Below are 15,466 nucleotides of genomic sequence, written 5' to 3'. Positions count from 1 at the left end.
CGGCCTTTAGTAGACGGTTACGAGCTCACACCCACTTCGTGAAGGAGCGGTAATCCATAGCTTCGAACGTCTCTGCGAGCATATACAGCTCAATCTCCAGCTGCTTGTTGCTCTTCTCAATGATCACGGTTTGCCAGGCGATCAAGGTACGGATTTTTTCAAGGTCGCTCGCTTGGGGTTCCTCCCGAGCAATCAGCACGAGATTATCGCGGTAGATCTCTCCGTAAGGACGCTCCATGGTTTCCCCGGGGGGCAGGAACCAGTTGCTGAACTCGCTGCCCTCAGGAAGCCTATCGTGGACCGGGTCCGGCGAACACTCCCAGAAGAGCGCATCACCACTGAACTTGATGCCGAACTGAAACTCTTGGGACCCGTCAGACAAATTCCAGTTCGACTGGAGAACAACTTCATCATCGAGCCATAGCGGTACACTACCGAAGCGTTCATGTGTCCGCTCCACAAGCAAATTCAAGTCAGCCTCCCGGCAACCCTCGTTAAACTGCCGCAGTGCAAGGTCGTTGCGATGCTGCAAGTAGCTGCTCAGGTTGAGCTGGGAAAACAAGCGGCGCTGGTGGAAACCCAGCGAACCGCTAACACCATCTAAAACGTTAAGCTCGTAGCTATCCAATTGAATATCTTCAGCCATTTAATCCTCCTAGGTAAATTTTTAAAAATGTTCGAAATTAAATTCAATAACGCGCTATGAGCGGTCTGCTATGCTTGCCTAGTTCGAACGACCACGCGTAACGCGCCTCCCCGGTTAAAAGTCGAGACGCCAGGGCTGTGGGCCTCGCTGAGCCATGAGCGGAGGTAGCGACCTCCCCCCCTCCCATTGGCGAGAGCAGTCCTTCGCAGGGCGATCATGCTCCTCGGGGTCACCCACGTTGGATCCGCCCAATTTGAACCCGACACCAATGGACGCGGCCGGCAAGCGCAGAAGCAGCAGCGCTCGAAACCCCATCGATGCATTGATCAAGAACATCACGAGCGGAGACAGGGCAGACTACGGTGATGCCGAACGGCCCCGGCCCAGAGCCGTCGCCAAGCGCATCGACCTGGATGGCCGAGCGGCGAAGCCAATCGGGCTCACTGCCAGCAGCACGGATGATCTCCGCACGCACCGCCTGCCCTTCCACGCCTTCGGTCATCTTCTCGATCACCTCGGGCAACGCCAGCCGTTCGGTCGTAGCAGGCCCACCCAAGGGGCCTGCAGGCGAACGAACAGGGCGCGACTGCCCGCCTCGTGCGCGCGCGCTAGGTTGATTAGGGTTACTTAGGGTTTCCCCGCAGCAGCTGCGGGGGGCCCCGGCAGGAGCTGCGAGGGTAGGCGCAGGAGCTGCGGGGGTGGGCGCTTTCGGCACGCCCGCATCTACTGCGGGGGACGATACTTCGCCAAACGCCACCGGATGGATCCAGTAATTGCACCCGATCCCGAGTTTCTCTTCACGAGTTATATGCCCAGCCTTCTCCAGCCGCTGGATAGCCGCTTGCACGGTTCGCTCACAATACGAAGTCTTGACCATGAGGTTCAACTTAGGGTTCCCAGCCCGATTCAAAGCAACGCGAGACTTAACAGCAATCCACGTGTGGCCCTCTTCGTCATTCGCAGCGTCTGCCAGCGCCATAAGCACCCACTTGTCCGTAGGCGACATTTTGAGGGGCCAAATTTTGCTCATGATAGTGATGCTCATGGAAGATATTGCCGGGCGACGTGATCGCGCCCTGCTTCCTCACTACGCGCCTCAATTTCTGCGTGAACGCCTGGCGGAACCCGATTGTGCATCACGACAGCTGCTCACCCGATCGCCAGCAGCGCTCGCACTCCTCAACTTCGTCGATGTGGTAGCGGACGCTGTTGCCGATCTTGGCGTAGGAGGGGCGACTGCCTTTCAGCCTCCATCCCTCAAGGGTTCGGGGACTCAGTCGCCACCTCTTGGCTAAGTCATACTGAGTGAAGAAAACCTGAGCGTGCATAACTGTACCTCCAGAGAGGCCGTAAGAAATAGTGAGTATGTCGCAGAGGAGGCAAACACAGCATATTTTAAAATACTGGTTAGAACGGACGCTGAGCGAAAAAATTGCTTTTTTTTGGGTTTCCTCAATTTTATCCACAGAAGAAAGCGTGGCACACGCTTCTTGTAAGGAAGGGCCTGTACCCTACCCTCTTTAATCCGGCGCGACGCTCAAGAGAGCCTTATATGACGCAGGAGGATAACCGCGATTATGCGAAGTCGACTGCCCAGCGGTCACGCGGGAAATTTGGGACCGGTGGCCTTCGTGCCAGCCGTCGTTCTTTGCGGCAGCTCTTGGGTCGATCGAAGACTATCTGCTTTCCGGCGAGCAAGCTATGAAGGTGGCCAATCTCTGCGATACGCACCCGAAGTTGTCGCCGGCACCGCAAGAAAAGGTCCTGAGATCCAACTTTTCAGGATAAGGAACAGCAAACAGATACCCGGCTTAAATCGGATTCTCGATCGAAGCGGGGGGCTGGCTGAACCAGTTGGGTCCGCTTTCAGTCATATAGATGCAGTCCTCCAGCCGAACACCGAACCGGCCCGGCAGGTAGATGCCGGGCTCGTTCGAGAAGCACATGCCAGGCGCCAATGGAGTTTCCTCCCCGCGCACCAGATTGATCGGTTCGTGCCCGTCCATGCCGATTCCGTGGCCGGTGCGGTGGGAGAGACCAGGCAGCGCATAGCCAGGACCGTAGCCCATGCTCTCGTAAAAGGCGCGCACCGCATCGTCCACGCGGCCCGCGGGCGTGCCGATCTGCGCCGCGTCGAACACAATGCCTTGGCCGCGCGCTACGGTCTCCCATACGCGCGCCACGTCTGCGCGGATCGATCCGTAGGAAAAGGTGCGCGAGACATCGCTTTCGTAACCGTGGACCGCACAGCCGCAATCCATCAGCAGCACCTCGCCGTCGGCGATCCTATGGACCTGCCGCGAGCCATGGGGATAGGCGGACGCCTCGCCCACCAGCGCCAGCGAGAATTGCGGGGTGCCGCCCAGCGCCCGCGTCGCACCGCTCATCAGAGCAGAAATCTGCGCGCCGGTCATTCCGGCCTCGACGCGCGGCCAGGTCCAGCGATAGGCCGCCATGGTCACGTCGGTCGCGAGCTGCATCAGAGCGATTTCCGACGCGCTCTTGTGCATCCGCAACGCGCGCACCACCGGATCGGCGGACACCGTGCGCATCTGTGGCAGGAGGGCCGCCAGACCATCGGCCACGAAGAAGCGCGCGGTCTCCTCGATGCCCAGCCGCCCGCTTGCAAGGTTGCGCTCGTGCAGCCATGCGGCGATCAGCGCCAGCGGGCTTTCATCTTCCTGCCAGACGCGCAGCTGGACCGGAATATCTAGCGTCTCTCGCACGGAGGGTTCTTCGAAGAAAGGCGTCACGATCAGCGGCTCGCCTTCGCGAGGCAGGACTGCGCCTGTCACGCGCTCGCTTCGACCCCACTCGACGCCGGTGAAATAGGTCAGCGAGGCGCCCGGTTCGATTACCACGGCGGCAATGTCGTTCGCTTCCATCAGCGCCTGCGCACGGGCGATCCGCTCCAGTCGTTCCGCTGAGGTGATGGGCTTGGCCGCGCCGGTCATGTCCGACAGCTGCGACAGATCGGACTGCGCGGCGCGCAGGATTGGCGCGTAGGCGAGCGCGGGGATGGCGAGCGAGGCGCCCAGAACGGCGCGGCGGGAAGCGGTAAAGATCATGCCTGCCGGATGGCCGGTTCATCCGCACTGCGCAAGCCGCGACCGCCGCTAATGGGCCGTTAGCTGCCATTCCGGTTCGCGGGTCTCGCGATGCCATTCCTGCCATTCCGCTAACGACCTCGAACAAATCGAAGCGCCCGAGGGTCGCCGACTGTTTTGCCATACTCCCCTTCGTCCGCCTACGTCCTTCCGACGACCTCTGGTCCGCCTCGGCTTACGCCGCGAGCGCGACCGGAGCCCTGTAATCCTCGTTCTTCGTGAGCGCTGCCCAGACGACCAGCGATAGCTTCAAGGGGCCCAGCGCTCACGATCTGATTGCAGTACCTCAGGTCCTTCGCTCGAGTTGCTTGACAATAATGGAACACAGGCCGAGCCTGCGGACTCAGTCCTCAAGCCGCACTAACTGACATCAACGAGGATGCGGTCGCTCCATTCGCTTGCTGATCCCAGCGTGCGCAACGGCTTCTCTCTCGAAGCCCGTCGGAGATCGATATGACTGAGCCCGATCCAGACACACTAAACCTCTTGGTCGGCAAGATGCTGGGTGATCTCGGCGGTGCCTACAGCGTGCCGACGGTCCGCATTGGCATCCGTCTGGGCCTGTTTGACTCTTTACATAGTCAAGGACCAGCAGCTTCCGCCGAGCTTGCGACCCGCCTCGGGCTTGCAGAACGGTATGTCCGGGAGTGGGCGCTAGCGCAGGCTGCCAACGGTTACATTGATTTTGATCCGGAAACGCAGCGTTTCAGCATCTCTCCCGAGCAGGCGATGGTCTTTGCCATCAAGGACAGCCCGTTTTACCTAGAAGGAGCTTTCGAATTGGCCGCCGCCATGATCGAGGGTGAGCCTAAGGTCGAGCAGGGGTTCCGAACAGGAGGCGGCGTGGCTTGGGGCGAGAGCGCAGGATGCCTGTTTTGTGCGGTAGGAGCCTTCTTCCGACCCGGCTACGTAAACAGCATTGTTCAGTCTTGGCTTCCTGCCCTTGAAGAAATGGTGCCGCGGTTGGAAGCTGGCGCCAAGGTTGCGGACGTGGGCTGCGGCGTCGGCTTTTCAACTCTCCTAATGGCCGAGGCTTTCCCGAAGAGTCACTTCATCGGTTACGACTTTCATACCCCTTCGATCGAACAAGCGAACGCCCATGCCGCGGCGCATGGGTTGAGTGATCGCGTCAGGTTCGAAGCGGCTCCCGCCAAAGAGATTTCCGAAGCCGATTTCGATCTGATCACCATGTTTGATTGTCTGCACGACATGGGCGATCCGCGCGGCTGCGCTGAACACCTGCACAAGATTCTCAAGAAAGACGGCACTTGGATGATCGTTGAACCGATTGCGGGAAACAGTCCTGCTGAGAACATCGGTAACCCGGTAAGTCGCCTCTATTACAATGCATCCACAATGGTTTGTGTGCCGACATCGCTTGCCCAAGAGGTCGGCGAAGCCCTTGGCGCCCAAGCTGGACAGGAGAGGCTCACGCAAGTGATCACAAGTGCAGGCTTCGGCAATGTCCGAAGGGCTAGCGAAGGACCTTTCAACATGGTTCTGGAAGCGCGACCGTAGCAAAAAAGCGTTGCGAAAGCCGACGCTCCACCAGTTCTAGCTAAGCCTCGACCCCTTCAGTGGGCTCGAGCAGATTCGTTTCTCAATTCACCAGTACGGCTTTCACACGCGGCATCACCCGTCGGCTTACCCGTACGCTGTCTCCATTTTGCATGGCTAGGCTACCGGTACCCGACGGATCGCGCGTCAGTGCCGACACGAAGCCGGTATTGACGATGTGCGAACGGTGCACGCGGAGAAAAGTCGAGGGAAGTGTCTCCTCAAGCTCGTTCAGTGTCCCGCCGTGGAGCAGCGTCCTGCCGCACGAAAGTATCAGTTCGACATAATCGTCCGCCCCCCGGCAGTGGACGATATCGTCGGCAAGAATTAAATCGGTGCGTCCCATCGCGGCCACGGACACGCGAACCGGTTTGTCGCGCTGGCGCGCCCGGTCGAGCGCCGCGTCCAGCCGTCCGGCGCGCGCCGTTTCCTCAATCCGGCGCTCCTCCTCCGCGACGAATGCAACAGCCTGCCGGACAAACAGGAAACCCAGCAACGCCGCCACGGCAAAATAGAAATGGCGATCGAGAAACTCGAAGCGCGCCCAGACAATCAGCCCGGCGAAAGTTGCGAGCGCAGCAAGATACACCAATGCACCCGGTCGCCGCTGCAACGACCACCAGCCAAGCGCAGCGATCCCAATGGTTGTCGGCACCAGCAGCATCATCATCGTCTTGCCGTCGAACCCTGGCGTCACGAGTGCGACCACCACCGCGACAATCGCGACTGCCGCCAGCGCCTGGGCAAGCCGGCGCACTACGAACCGGCTCCACAGATAGCCAAACAGGCTCAGCCCAAATCCTAACGAACAGGCGAAGATCGCCGACAGCCGCAGATCGTGCACTGGATAGGAATATCCCCACAGTCCGCGCGACACTTCGGCGAAAAGCTGCCCTGCTGCGAAGATCGACATCGCCGTCAGCAACGCCGATCCGGCGGTGTCGCGCCCGCGCACCGCCATCGCTCCGAAGTAAAGTGCGGCCGCCACGAACGCGCCGAAGGTGATCAGCGAAGGCCAGTAAGCAACCAGTGCCAAATGCGCGGGCTGTTCATAGGGCGCGACCCCGATCCAGTGCACCGGCTGGTCGAGGTGGAAATAGCCGTGCATCCCCGACATGTGGATCGCGATGTGGTTCGCCCCGGGAAGGACCAGCGCGGGCGGCACGAAGAACACTGCGTCCATCCGTCCTGGCAGCTCGGTATCCGCGTTCGAACCGGGGCGCCCATCGTCGCCGAGCTTGTAACCGTTCCACCAGACACTGCCCGCCATTTTGCCCGACAGATAGAGTCCTAAAGGCCTAGCCTCGCTTTCCATGGACAAGTGGACCGTGCCCAGCACCCACAACAACCGCCCTTGCGGATCGATCTCGCTGATGCGCGTCTCATTGCAGGTCTCCGGGTTTATGCCATCGGGACTTTTCGCGCTCACGTCGCTGCAGGCCCGCAGATCGCTCACCTCGGTGGCGACCGATTGCGCAGCCACGGGAGCAGCAAACATAGCAAGCAGCAGGACTAAGAGCAGGCGCAGCGGCATCCCTTGCACCCATAGCCGGTCTTGACCGGTTAAGCCCGACCATTCGCGGAACGGGCATGACCGTTCGCCGCAAAATATGTGACAGGCAGCGGAAGGCGGTGCCACCTTCCATGCAGACGATCCTGATTAGAGGCTGACCCAATGACCCGCTTTCCTCTCCTGCTGCTTGCCGCCTCGATGCTCACCTGCCCCGCTGCGGCACAGGTGAAGGGTGAAGGTCCGATTACCTTCGAAACCTTCGAACGCCGCACCGCCGACGCGTTCGAAGGGACCTTCACCGTGCCGGAGAATCGTGCCGACCCTGAAAGCCGCACGCTTACCCTCCATTATGTCCGTTTTCCGGCAACGACCGATACGCCCGGCGCGCCGATCATATATCTGGCCGGCGGACCGGGCGGATCGGGGATCAACACTGCGAAGGGTGCCCGCTTCGATCTGTTCATGGATCTGCGCAAGTTCGGCGATGTCATTGCATTCGATCAGCGCGGCACCGGTGCCTCGAGCGATATTCCGCGTTGCACCTCACAGGTCACGATTCCCGCGTCCCAGCCGGCAGACGAGGCGCAACTGACCGCTTATTACCGCCGCGCGACCGACGAATGTGCGACCTTCTGGCAAAGCGAGGGGGTCAATTTGGCGGGCTATACAACCGCCGAAAGCGCTGCCGATCTGGACGCGCTGCGCCGCCATCTCAAAGCGGAGAAGATCAGCCTGTGGGGCATTTCCTACGGCACCCATCTCGCGCTCGCCGCGATGCGGCAGATGGACGGACGGCTCGACCGGGTCATTCTGGCAAGCGCAGAGGGCTTGGCGCAGACGGTCAAGCTGCCCGCGAGCACCGACGCCTATTTCGATCGGCTCCAGACCGCGATCGATAGTGTGCCGGCCGCAAAGGCGATCTATCCCGACATCGTCGATCTGATCCGACGGGTGAACGTCCGCCTTCGCGATCATCCCAAGATGCTGCATCTGCCGCAAAAGGACGGCTCGCATATCGAAGCGATCCTCGACATGGGTTCGATGCAGCGCATCGGCTCAGCAATGATCGCCGATCCTGCAACCGCAGCGATGCTGCTTGCGCTCTACCGTGCGATCGACGCCGGCAATTATGATCCGATCACGATGGTCGTCGGTGGTTACTTCCAGCCCAATAATCCAATCACCCTCGACGCGATGCAGCTCGTCATGGACTTGGCCTCGGGGATTGACGACGATCGCCTGGCACTGGTCGATGATCAGGCGAAAACTGCACTGCTCGGGCGGTATCTCAATTTCCCCATGCCGCAGCTTCGCGGTGCGATTGCCGGCGTAGACCTCGGCCCCGATTTTCGCGCCTCCCCGAAAAGCGAGGTCCCCACCTTGCTGCTCACTGGAACGCTCGACGGTCGCACCTATCCCGATGAGCATGCAGAGGCCGTAGCGGGCCTCACACAGGTCGACCAGGTCACCGTGGTCAATGCCGGCCATAACCTTTTCATGGTCTCGCCGGAGGTAACCCAAATTATCGCCGCTTGGATGGCCGGCGCGGAAGTTGATGGGACGCGGATCACCATCGGACTGCCCGACTTTGAGAATCCGATGCCCTAAAGGGGGCAGCACGCGATCATGCGCGCTAGTGACGTCGGAAAATCCAATCAAGCTGGCCAGCACCTACCTGCCCCATTCAGGGGGGCTTTGGCGGACGATCGCTCATTGGCTCAGTCTCAACAGTCGCAAATGGGGAGCTTTCTGCCTCAGGTACTCATCTGAACGATGGGCCGCTTTCAAAAAGATTCATCGACCCGTTGAATGGCCGAAATTAGGGCGCAAACCAGCCGCCCGAGAAAATAACACCATTTATGTGAAGCGTTTGGCGAGTAAAGATCGCAGTCCTTAGCCTAGTGCACTCGCCCATTGGTCGCATTTTTTTATTGGGACCGGGCGATCTTCGGACCTGGCACCGGTGAAAGCCAACGACGAGAGTTTGGGGGAGCTCCGACCTAAATCTTTGACCGCCGGTATCCAGCCGCGCGAGCCTCTGTCTCGGAACAGAAAACTTCTTCGGCCCGAGTTGCCTGGTAATATTTCATGCCTGGTAGATGATAGATCCAGTCACCGCGTCGGCTTCGATTTCCCTTGATCGTGCACCCGTAGTCAACCTGATCTGCAGTCTGCGACCGCCTCTGCCGAGAGGCCGGCCTATCTTCCAAGACAGGTGGCGCAGCTGCCTCTCCTTTTGCAAGACGATGATACTCCGGCAGAACAAACTCCGAGCGCCAAATCCCCTGCCGTGCTGACTTTGCGCGATGCTCGTGTCCGATGTAGGCGGCGCTGTAGCTGCGGTAGGCGGTCGCCCACCCATACTCCACCATCGTTGCGCCTAGTTCGAGACCGTTCGCATGACAGACTGCTAATACGCGCCCGTGAGCATCGTTGCCTTGCCCAAAGCAGGTCACGGTCTGGCCCTCGGCCAGCGAGCGCAATTGGGTCGCGGCCTCTTCGCCGCACCTCCACCGTTGCCCATCTCGCGTGCAATTCTGATCGAGTTCCGGAGCATCGATACCCTTCAGTCGCACATAGGTTTGGGCAATCTCGAGCGAGTCCCCGTCAACCACCCGCGCCGGCCCGCTCACATTTTGAGCGCTCGCAGGAACTGCGACTATCGATACCAGGGCGATGGCAAGGCTACGCATTCATGCAATCCTAGGGCAAAAAGATGAATAGTCGGTGTGTGGTGAGGCGACCCATCATGACTTGAACCCCGGTCCTACACGCACATCCCGGCTGCCGCATTTCGAGCAGCGCAGCCGTCCCTCGACCGCCGCGATCTGTTTCGACCACTGGCGCTGCTGACATAGCAATGTGATCGTGCGCGGGTCGATGATGGCCAGCCGCCTGCACACCCGGCAATCGACCCGGAGGGTGAAACCGTGTCTGCTGTAGTCCGAGATGGTGTCGAGCCGCTTCGAGCTCATGGCTTGCGCCGAATGGCCCAGATGAGCGCAGAGCAGGCTGTTATGACGGCGGCGATAGCTGCCAGGGCAGCCGAATCTAGAATGAGCATGTCAGTCTTCCGAGTCGATGGAAGTCCGCTATGTTCACATTTTGTTCGCTGTAGGAAAGTTCAATCTGCCGGTTGCGAGCGCTCGGCCAGCTGGGAGTAGCCATTCGCGACCTGCTCCCACAGCGCCACTGCCTGCGGTGAGCCCGCAGCCTCGAAGTGCGCCAGGCGCTCTGCGATGAACGTGTCACCGTGATCGCCATGGGTTCGCTCGACCCACAAAGCTAGGGCCCAGATTTCTTGCTTCCGGGTGACCGCCACCGCTACATCATCCACGAAACAGAAACAGCAACATGCCGCCTGCGGCGAAGATCATGAGGACGCCTAGCAGTGTGGCTTCGACCCAGGCCCGGCGCTCGTCCTTCGGGTTATGAGGCTCCCAATCTTTCATCGCCGCGAGATTGTCATCTGGCGGTGGTGAATGGCAAGTCCAATCGAGGAGAAGAGATGCCCTATCGAACCGCCCTGGTCGCTGCTGCGGTCGCCATTTGCCTGCCCTGCCCTGCGGCTGCGTGGGGGCAGCTGGGCCATCGCGTGATCGGCGAGATCGCCGACGAACGTATCAGCGGCAGGACCCGCGCCGAGATAGAGCTGATCCTTGGCAAAGAGGATCTGGCCGAGGCGTCCACATGGTCCGATGAGCAGCGCTCCAACCCCGCGGAGTTCTGGCAGCGTGAGGCGGGCGCCTATCACTATGTGACGGTGCCCGAAGACCAGACCTATAACGAGGTAGGTCCGCCCGAAGAAGGCGATGCGTTGAGCGCACTCGAGCGCTTTGCTGCCACCGTTCGCGACCGGAACGCATCGCGGGAAGACAAGGCCCTCGCGCTGAAGTTCATCGTCCACATCGTAGGAGACGTCCACCAGCCGCTTCACGTTGGCCATGGCGAGGACCGCGGTGGTAATGATGTGCGGCTTCGCTGGTTTGGCGAAGAGACCAATCTGCACCGGGTCTGGGACAGCCAGATGATCGAGGGCAAGAGTCTGTCTTATACCGAGTATGCGGCTTGGCTCGATCGCCAGATCGAACCGGCTCAGACCATTAGCTGGTGGGATGCCAACCCGCAGGCCTGGATCGGGGAAAGCGCGCAGATCCGCGACACGATCTACCCAACCACTGACGGGGAATTGCCGAACCTGGGCTATGACTACCAATTCCAGCATCTAGGAACGGCCGAGCTGCGGCTAAAGCAGGGCGGCGTCAGACTGGCGGCTTATCTGGATTGGATGTTTCAGACCGGCCTATAGGATAAATGCTAGGCCATTTTCCGATCGCGAGTGATCGAGAACGATGCGATAGGTTAGCCGCTGAAATAGCTGCGATGGCTTCGGCAGCGACAGCGCTGTCGATATGCATGCCCTTGGTCCTGCAAACCGTATTGTAACTATGACTGTTGCCGTTCGCGCAACAGCTTGACTCCTAATGGGGTTGGTAGTCTCTACGAGATGGGAGGCCGTGCCAGAGAGCATCGGTCGACAGGGGGAATACCAATATGAAATCGCTTTACCTAGCGGGAGCGTTGTGCGCGCTCTCCGCACCTGTGTTCGCGCAGGAAACCAACGTCACTCTGCAACCCGCACCCGCTGCGACGGTCCCATCGCCGATCGCAGCACCGCCGACCGCAAACGCCGTGCTTCGCGCAGGCACGCCAATTATCCTGCGACTACTGGAAGAAGTGACCACGAAGGAGAAGGCTGCTCGTGTCGGTCAACGCATCAAGATGGAAGTGGCCGCGCCTGTCGAAGTCAACGGCGTGGTCGTGATACCAGCTGGTAGTCCTGCCGAGGGCGAGGTCGTCTCGGTGCGCAACAAGGGCATGTGGGGCAAGTCGGGTCATCTTGCTGCCCGCGTGCTCTATACGCGCGTCAATGGGCGTCAAATTCGTCTGACAGGTAGCTTCGACGACAAGGGCGTAACGGGCACAGCAGGGGTCATTGGGGCTGTCGCGTTCGTTCCAATTGTGGGCTTCTTCGTGACCGGCACAAGCGCAGTTCTGCCGATGGGGGGCGAAGTGCCTGCTTTTATCGATGAGGACGTTCAGCTCGCTATGGTTGCCGCCGCTCCCGCGCCAATGGTGGTAGAAACTACGTCTACTACAGTGGTCGCTGCAGCAGCAACGGCTATTGAGGAGCCTGCTCCAGCAACAGCACAAACGACGGCGGTGGTCGAAAACTAGACGAGACTGAAGGGGGGCGCACTCCGGTGCGTCCCTGGGGCATCATTTAATTGGGTTGGCCCGAGTGCTGGTCACTAACGGTCTTACCCTGAGATGAAACACCAAGGAGTTTGAATAGACGCCGCGCCACCCAGCGGCGCAATCAGCGGGCGCGAATGAATTCGCGTTCGTCTGCCGACAACGCCTTTCGGTGCTGATCGCGAATATACATCATGTGACCAGAGTCGTAGTAGCGCCACTCGATCCGATCCTGGGGAAGACCGGTGCGGGTAAGTGCGTATTCGGCAGCAAAGAACGGGGTCGCGAAATCGTACCAACCTTGGCCCACGAAAATGCGCATTCCCGAATTTTCGCGCAATGCGCGGCCGAGGTAAGGCGTGACATTGAGATACGCGTTTGAATCGTCGTGGCCAGTGGCGAACTACGCAGTATGATCTGGGGCTTCCCGCTCACTTTGAAAAGCAAGAAGACCGGGCAACCGCTAAAACCCAAGCCGGTCAAAAACGCCCGCGCCGACAAGCTCGATAGCTTCATGTGGCGCTACAGCTTTGCCGAGCGCCGATGCCTTATTCCTATGACGAGATTTGCCGAGGCGGAGGGTGAATCGGGCAGCAAGACCCGCACGTGGTTCTCCCTGCCGGATCAGGACGTATTCGTCGTCGCAGGTATCTGGCGCGATACTGACGAATGGGGCTCGGCGTATTCGATGGTGATGACCGGGCCTGTGTGCATGTGGCAGACATTCACGACCGCATGCCCGTGGTCCTGCAGCACGACGACTGGGCAAAGTGGGTGGAGGGGCGCCGGAAGATGTGCGGGAGCTTTGCCGGCCTTATCCCGCTGCCATGACTGTCGATCGCACAGATGAGACGTGGCGCCGCGGCTGAGATGCCGCTGAGTTTGGACCCTTTAAGATGACCGAGTGTTGGCGGTCTCTTCACGAAAGGACCAACCATGATCAAACTCGCGGCCCTTGGGGCACTCGGCTTCGCCAAATACAAGTACTACCAGAAGAGCTCGAACCAAAGCGGTCGTGACGATGCGACGACAACGCAAAATGCCGTTGCTGGCGGGCCACTTAGCGACAAAGCAACCGTGCGGACGAAAGCCAATTCACCGATGACTTGATCGCCTTTGATTGAAGATTTTGAGTACATTGCTAGTAATATTTGAGGGGAGAGATTTATGCGACCGGTCTCACCCTTTTTATCAAATGCGGTAGCCACCACATATGGTTGGGGCTCGGCTTCGCTCCGTGGAGAAACGAAGACCTTTTGTCCGCATTTGGGCCGGTGGCTGAAAGGCAGGTCCTGGCTGGGATCGGGGCAAAGCCGCATGTCGGCTTTCGGGTAACCGCCACAGGACATTTCATGGCCGCAACTGGGTGGGAAGCTGCCATTGGACAGCACTCCCTTTCCGGTCCAAACTACCGGTTCGCAAGAGTGGAGAGGTGATGTCGATACTAGGGCTTGAACACATCCAACTTGCAATGCCACTCGGGGGCGAAGACACTGCGCAGGCTTTTTACACTGGTGTGTTGGGCATCCCGGAAGTGCCGAAGCCGTCCCATCTTGCTAGCCGTGGCGGCTGCTGGTTTGAGGATGGCGGTCTAAAAGTGCATCTCGGCGTGGAAGCCGACTTTAGGCCCGCTCGAAAAGCACACCCTGCGTTCCTGGTTAGCGATCTGCCCCAACTCGTCCGGCGGCTGCATCGAGGTGGACACTCTGTGGTGGAAGACCAACCCCTCGATGGGTTTGATCGGGTCTACGTTGACGACCCCTTTGGCAATCGGATCGAGCTCATGGAGCCGCGTCGATCGGAATCCCTCGGCTAGGGAAATTTGCGGAATGTCTGCAAGTGGGTGGAAAACTGAAGGAGCGGTTGTGCGGCACAGCTAGGGCGAGTTCGGAGGGGCATAATCCTTTCCACATCGATCAATTGCCTTGTGGCGCAAGGCCTTGCGATATTCTGTCCGCATCTGATCCGGCTGGAGCCTCGGGCAGTTTGCTAAAATCAGTTTCGATTGACCTTGGCACGGGCCCTCCAAGCTTCGGACAGAAAGAGATCAGGCTTGGCACACAGGGGGGCGGAGACAGATCAGGTGCCAGGGGATTGCCGGCATCCATAGTACTGGTGGCATAATCCTGGCGCGCCTCTTCGCGGCTCTGCAGCACGTAATCGCGCTGATCTTGAACCTGCGCGCAGACCACAATCTCGTTGGAAATGGTCGTTTCAAGGTCGGCATCAGCGCAGGCGTTCTCGACTAACTTCAGATCAAGGACAAAGCCGGTCTCGCCCGTCGTTGCGTCAACATTTGCTAGATTGGCTGCATCGGCAGCCTGCGCGAAATCAGGCGCAGGTGAAACTATCACCGTAAGACATATTATCAACAAGGCTCTGCACACAAACGACATATCGACCCAATGGCGACATTTAGCGAGCGGATATATTGCGGCCACTATCTGCAAGGGGCTCAAAGAAGACTAGGGTGCGATTGATTTAGGCCACATCGATAAATGGGCAAGATTTAGGTCGGCATCAGAAATTCCACTCCTAGCAAATCCAGGGTGGGAGCTGCCTGACCGGTCATGGTAGTGAGGATGGCCACCGGGAACGGCGTGAACTAGGGCGGGAAGCAGACTGGCGAGCTCTTCACTCGAAAACCATGAATACGGACCTTTAATTAGCAATCTGTAATTCTACGTCCCGCGCGTTATCGCGTAACGCCATATCCTTTCCTACGGCGTAACCAAAACATGCCATCACACCGACAGCGATTACAAACGATGCTAAAGCTTTGGATATCACTCCTTTTGATTTCGGAGCCTGGTTCACTACCTGATTCATAATTATCGTCCCTCGTTTACGACCGCTTGTAGGTTGAACCGGCAAAGGCATCAATGTCCACAAATGGGTCGGAAGCAGAACGTCCGCATTAGCGGTTCGGTGGCCAGAAGCGGACGGCCCGCAATCGCACCCAATGAATGACGTCAAGCGCAAGTCTGATGGGTGATCTCAGCAAGTTGTCTCCATCTCCTGACAGGCGCCCAAGGCCCCCTCCATGCTGCATTCGTGCTGCATGGAGATTGAGGGAATGGCGCGGAAAAGCCCGTAACCGTCTGAAAAGAGAAGGAACGGCTCGGAATCGGCTGGGACCAAGGCTTTTAGACACTAGCTATTGAATTTGTTGGGAAAAAATGGATGCCCCGTGAGGATTCGAACCTCAATTGACGGAGTCAGAGTCCGTAGTCTTACCATTAGACGACGGGGCATCGGCACCGGGTCGGGCGGGACTCGCCTGCGCCCCCGACGCGAGGCGGCCATCTAGGTGGGAGTTCCCGGCAGGTCAAGACCGCGCAGCGCCGTGCCTCGCAAGTCCTTGCTCCCGCGCCGCATCGGCTGTAG

The 15,466-nt window shown here is 59.3% G+C and carries 15 protein-coding genes, 1 tRNA gene and 2 pseudogenes; 8 read left to right on the top strand and 10 right to left on the bottom strand.

Annotated elements, in window-relative coordinates; genetic code table 11:
- Positions 1 to 25: 25 nt before the first annotated feature.
- The 3 genes from A9995_RS09650 to A9995_RS09635 all read right to left on the bottom strand — a co-directional run bounded on the left by A9995_RS09650 (position 26) and on the right by A9995_RS09635 (position 3,714).
- Positions 26 to 646, bottom strand: a complete 621-nt coding sequence (locus A9995_RS09650; protein ID WP_067612146.1) for a hypothetical protein — start codon at positions 644 to 646, stop codon at positions 26 to 28.
- 229 nt (positions 647 to 875) lie between these two features.
- Positions 876 to 1,169, bottom strand: coding sequence for a hypothetical protein (locus A9995_RS16680; RefSeq protein WP_168157378.1), 294 nt, complete (start codon positions 1,167 to 1,169; stop codon positions 876 to 878).
- 1,288 nt (positions 1,170 to 2,457) lie between these two features.
- Complete coding sequence (locus A9995_RS09635) at positions 2,458 to 3,714, bottom strand: Xaa-Pro peptidase family protein (protein WP_067612137.1); 1,257 nt, start codon at positions 3,712 to 3,714, stop codon at positions 2,458 to 2,460.
- A gap of 492 nt (positions 3,715 to 4,206) precedes the next feature.
- Here A9995_RS09635 and A9995_RS09630 point away from each other — a divergent pair, with 492 nt between their 5' ends.
- A complete protein-coding gene (locus A9995_RS09630) occupies positions 4,207 to 5,271 on the top strand; it encodes a class I SAM-dependent methyltransferase (RefSeq protein WP_067612131.1) in 1,065 nt (354 codons plus the stop codon).
- A gap of 82 nt (positions 5,272 to 5,353) precedes the next feature.
- On the opposite strand, the gene A9995_RS09625 is transcribed toward A9995_RS09630, so the two are convergent.
- Positions 5,354 to 6,844 carry a LytTR family DNA-binding domain-containing protein gene (locus A9995_RS09625; RefSeq protein WP_082992617.1) on the bottom strand — a complete coding sequence of 497 codons (1,491 nt, stop codon included), beginning with the start codon at positions 6,842 to 6,844 and terminating at the stop codon, positions 5,354 to 5,356.
- 141 nt (positions 6,845 to 6,985) lie between these two features.
- Between A9995_RS09625 and A9995_RS09620 the strand changes: the two genes are divergently transcribed.
- On the top strand, positions 6,986 to 8,431 hold the full coding sequence (locus A9995_RS09620; protein WP_199797246.1) for an alpha/beta fold hydrolase: 1,446 nt from the start codon (positions 6,986 to 6,988) through the stop codon (positions 8,429 to 8,431).
- Between the two features lie 392 nt (positions 8,432 to 8,823).
- Here the strand turns inward: A9995_RS09620 and A9995_RS17645 are convergent, their stop codons facing one another.
- From A9995_RS17645 to A9995_RS09605, 3 genes are all read right to left on the bottom strand, one after another.
- Positions 8,824 to 9,516 (bottom strand): thermonuclease family protein, encoded by a 693-nt coding sequence (locus tag A9995_RS17645; protein WP_067612126.1) that lies wholly within the window; start codon positions 9,514 to 9,516, stop codon positions 8,824 to 8,826.
- Positions 9,517 to 9,570: 54 nt separating this feature from the next.
- Positions 9,571 to 9,798 (bottom strand): hypothetical protein, encoded by a 228-nt coding sequence (locus tag A9995_RS09610; protein ID WP_067612124.1) that lies wholly within the window; start codon positions 9,796 to 9,798, stop codon positions 9,571 to 9,573.
- Between the two features lie 149 nt (positions 9,799 to 9,947).
- Positions 9,948 to 10,160: a hypothetical protein gene (locus A9995_RS09605; RefSeq protein WP_082992616.1), complete on the bottom strand. Its 213-nt coding sequence runs from the start codon at positions 10,158 to 10,160 to the stop codon at positions 9,948 to 9,950.
- 171 nt (positions 10,161 to 10,331) lie between these two features.
- Between A9995_RS09605 and A9995_RS09600 the strand changes: the two genes are divergently transcribed.
- Together A9995_RS09600 and A9995_RS09595 are read left to right on the top strand one after the other, a co-directional pair.
- Positions 10,332 to 11,132: a S1/P1 nuclease gene (locus A9995_RS09600; RefSeq protein ID WP_067612123.1), complete on the top strand. Its 801-nt coding sequence runs from the start codon at positions 10,332 to 10,334 to the stop codon at positions 11,130 to 11,132.
- A gap of 245 nt (positions 11,133 to 11,377) precedes the next feature.
- Complete coding sequence (locus tag A9995_RS09595; RefSeq protein ID WP_233998153.1) at positions 11,378 to 12,061, top strand: hypothetical protein; 684 nt, start codon at positions 11,378 to 11,380, stop codon at positions 12,059 to 12,061.
- 142 nt (positions 12,062 to 12,203) lie between these two features.
- Here the strand turns inward: A9995_RS09595 and A9995_RS09590 are convergent.
- Positions 12,204 to 12,464: pseudogene (locus A9995_RS09590) on the bottom strand (peptidase S10); the annotation flags it as partial.
- A 27-nt stretch (positions 12,465 to 12,491) separates the two neighbouring features.
- Between A9995_RS09590 and A9995_RS17640 the strand changes: the two are divergent.
- The 4 genes and pseudogenes from A9995_RS17640 to A9995_RS09585 all read left to right on the top strand — a co-directional run.
- Positions 12,492 to 12,692 (top strand): annotated as a pseudogene (locus A9995_RS17640) (hypothetical protein); the annotation flags it as partial.
- A gap of 56 nt (positions 12,693 to 12,748) precedes the next feature.
- The gene (locus A9995_RS17635; RefSeq protein ID WP_369815834.1) at positions 12,749 to 12,910 is read left to right on the top strand and encodes an SOS response-associated peptidase family protein; all 162 of its coding nucleotides are present in this window, start codon (positions 12,749 to 12,751) and stop codon (positions 12,908 to 12,910) included.
- 105 nt (positions 12,911 to 13,015) lie between these two features.
- Positions 13,016 to 13,189 carry a hypothetical protein gene (locus A9995_RS17065; protein WP_168157377.1) on the top strand — a complete coding sequence of 58 codons (174 nt, stop codon included), beginning with the start codon at positions 13,016 to 13,018 and terminating at the stop codon, positions 13,187 to 13,189.
- A gap of 325 nt (positions 13,190 to 13,514) precedes the next feature.
- The gene (locus A9995_RS09585; protein ID WP_067612613.1) at positions 13,515 to 13,895 is read left to right on the top strand and encodes a VOC family protein; all 381 of its coding nucleotides are present in this window, start codon (positions 13,515 to 13,517) and stop codon (positions 13,893 to 13,895) included.
- Positions 13,896 to 13,995: 100 nt separating this feature from the next.
- Here the strand turns inward: A9995_RS09585 and A9995_RS16675 are convergent, their stop codons facing one another.
- Positions 13,996 to 14,433 (bottom strand): hypothetical protein, encoded by a 438-nt coding sequence (locus tag A9995_RS16675; RefSeq protein ID WP_145916889.1) that lies wholly within the window; start codon positions 14,431 to 14,433, stop codon positions 13,996 to 13,998.
- 826 nt (positions 14,434 to 15,259) lie between these two features.
- A tRNA-Gln gene (locus A9995_RS09580) sits at positions 15,260 to 15,333 on the bottom strand.
- Positions 15,334 to 15,466: the final 133 nt, after the last annotated feature.

Source organism: Erythrobacter sp. QSSC1-22B, assembly GCF_001678665.1.
Classification (GTDB): domain Bacteria; phylum Pseudomonadota; class Alphaproteobacteria; order Sphingomonadales; family Sphingomonadaceae; genus Qipengyuania.
This window is presented reverse-complemented; position numbering and strand designations above follow the sequence as displayed.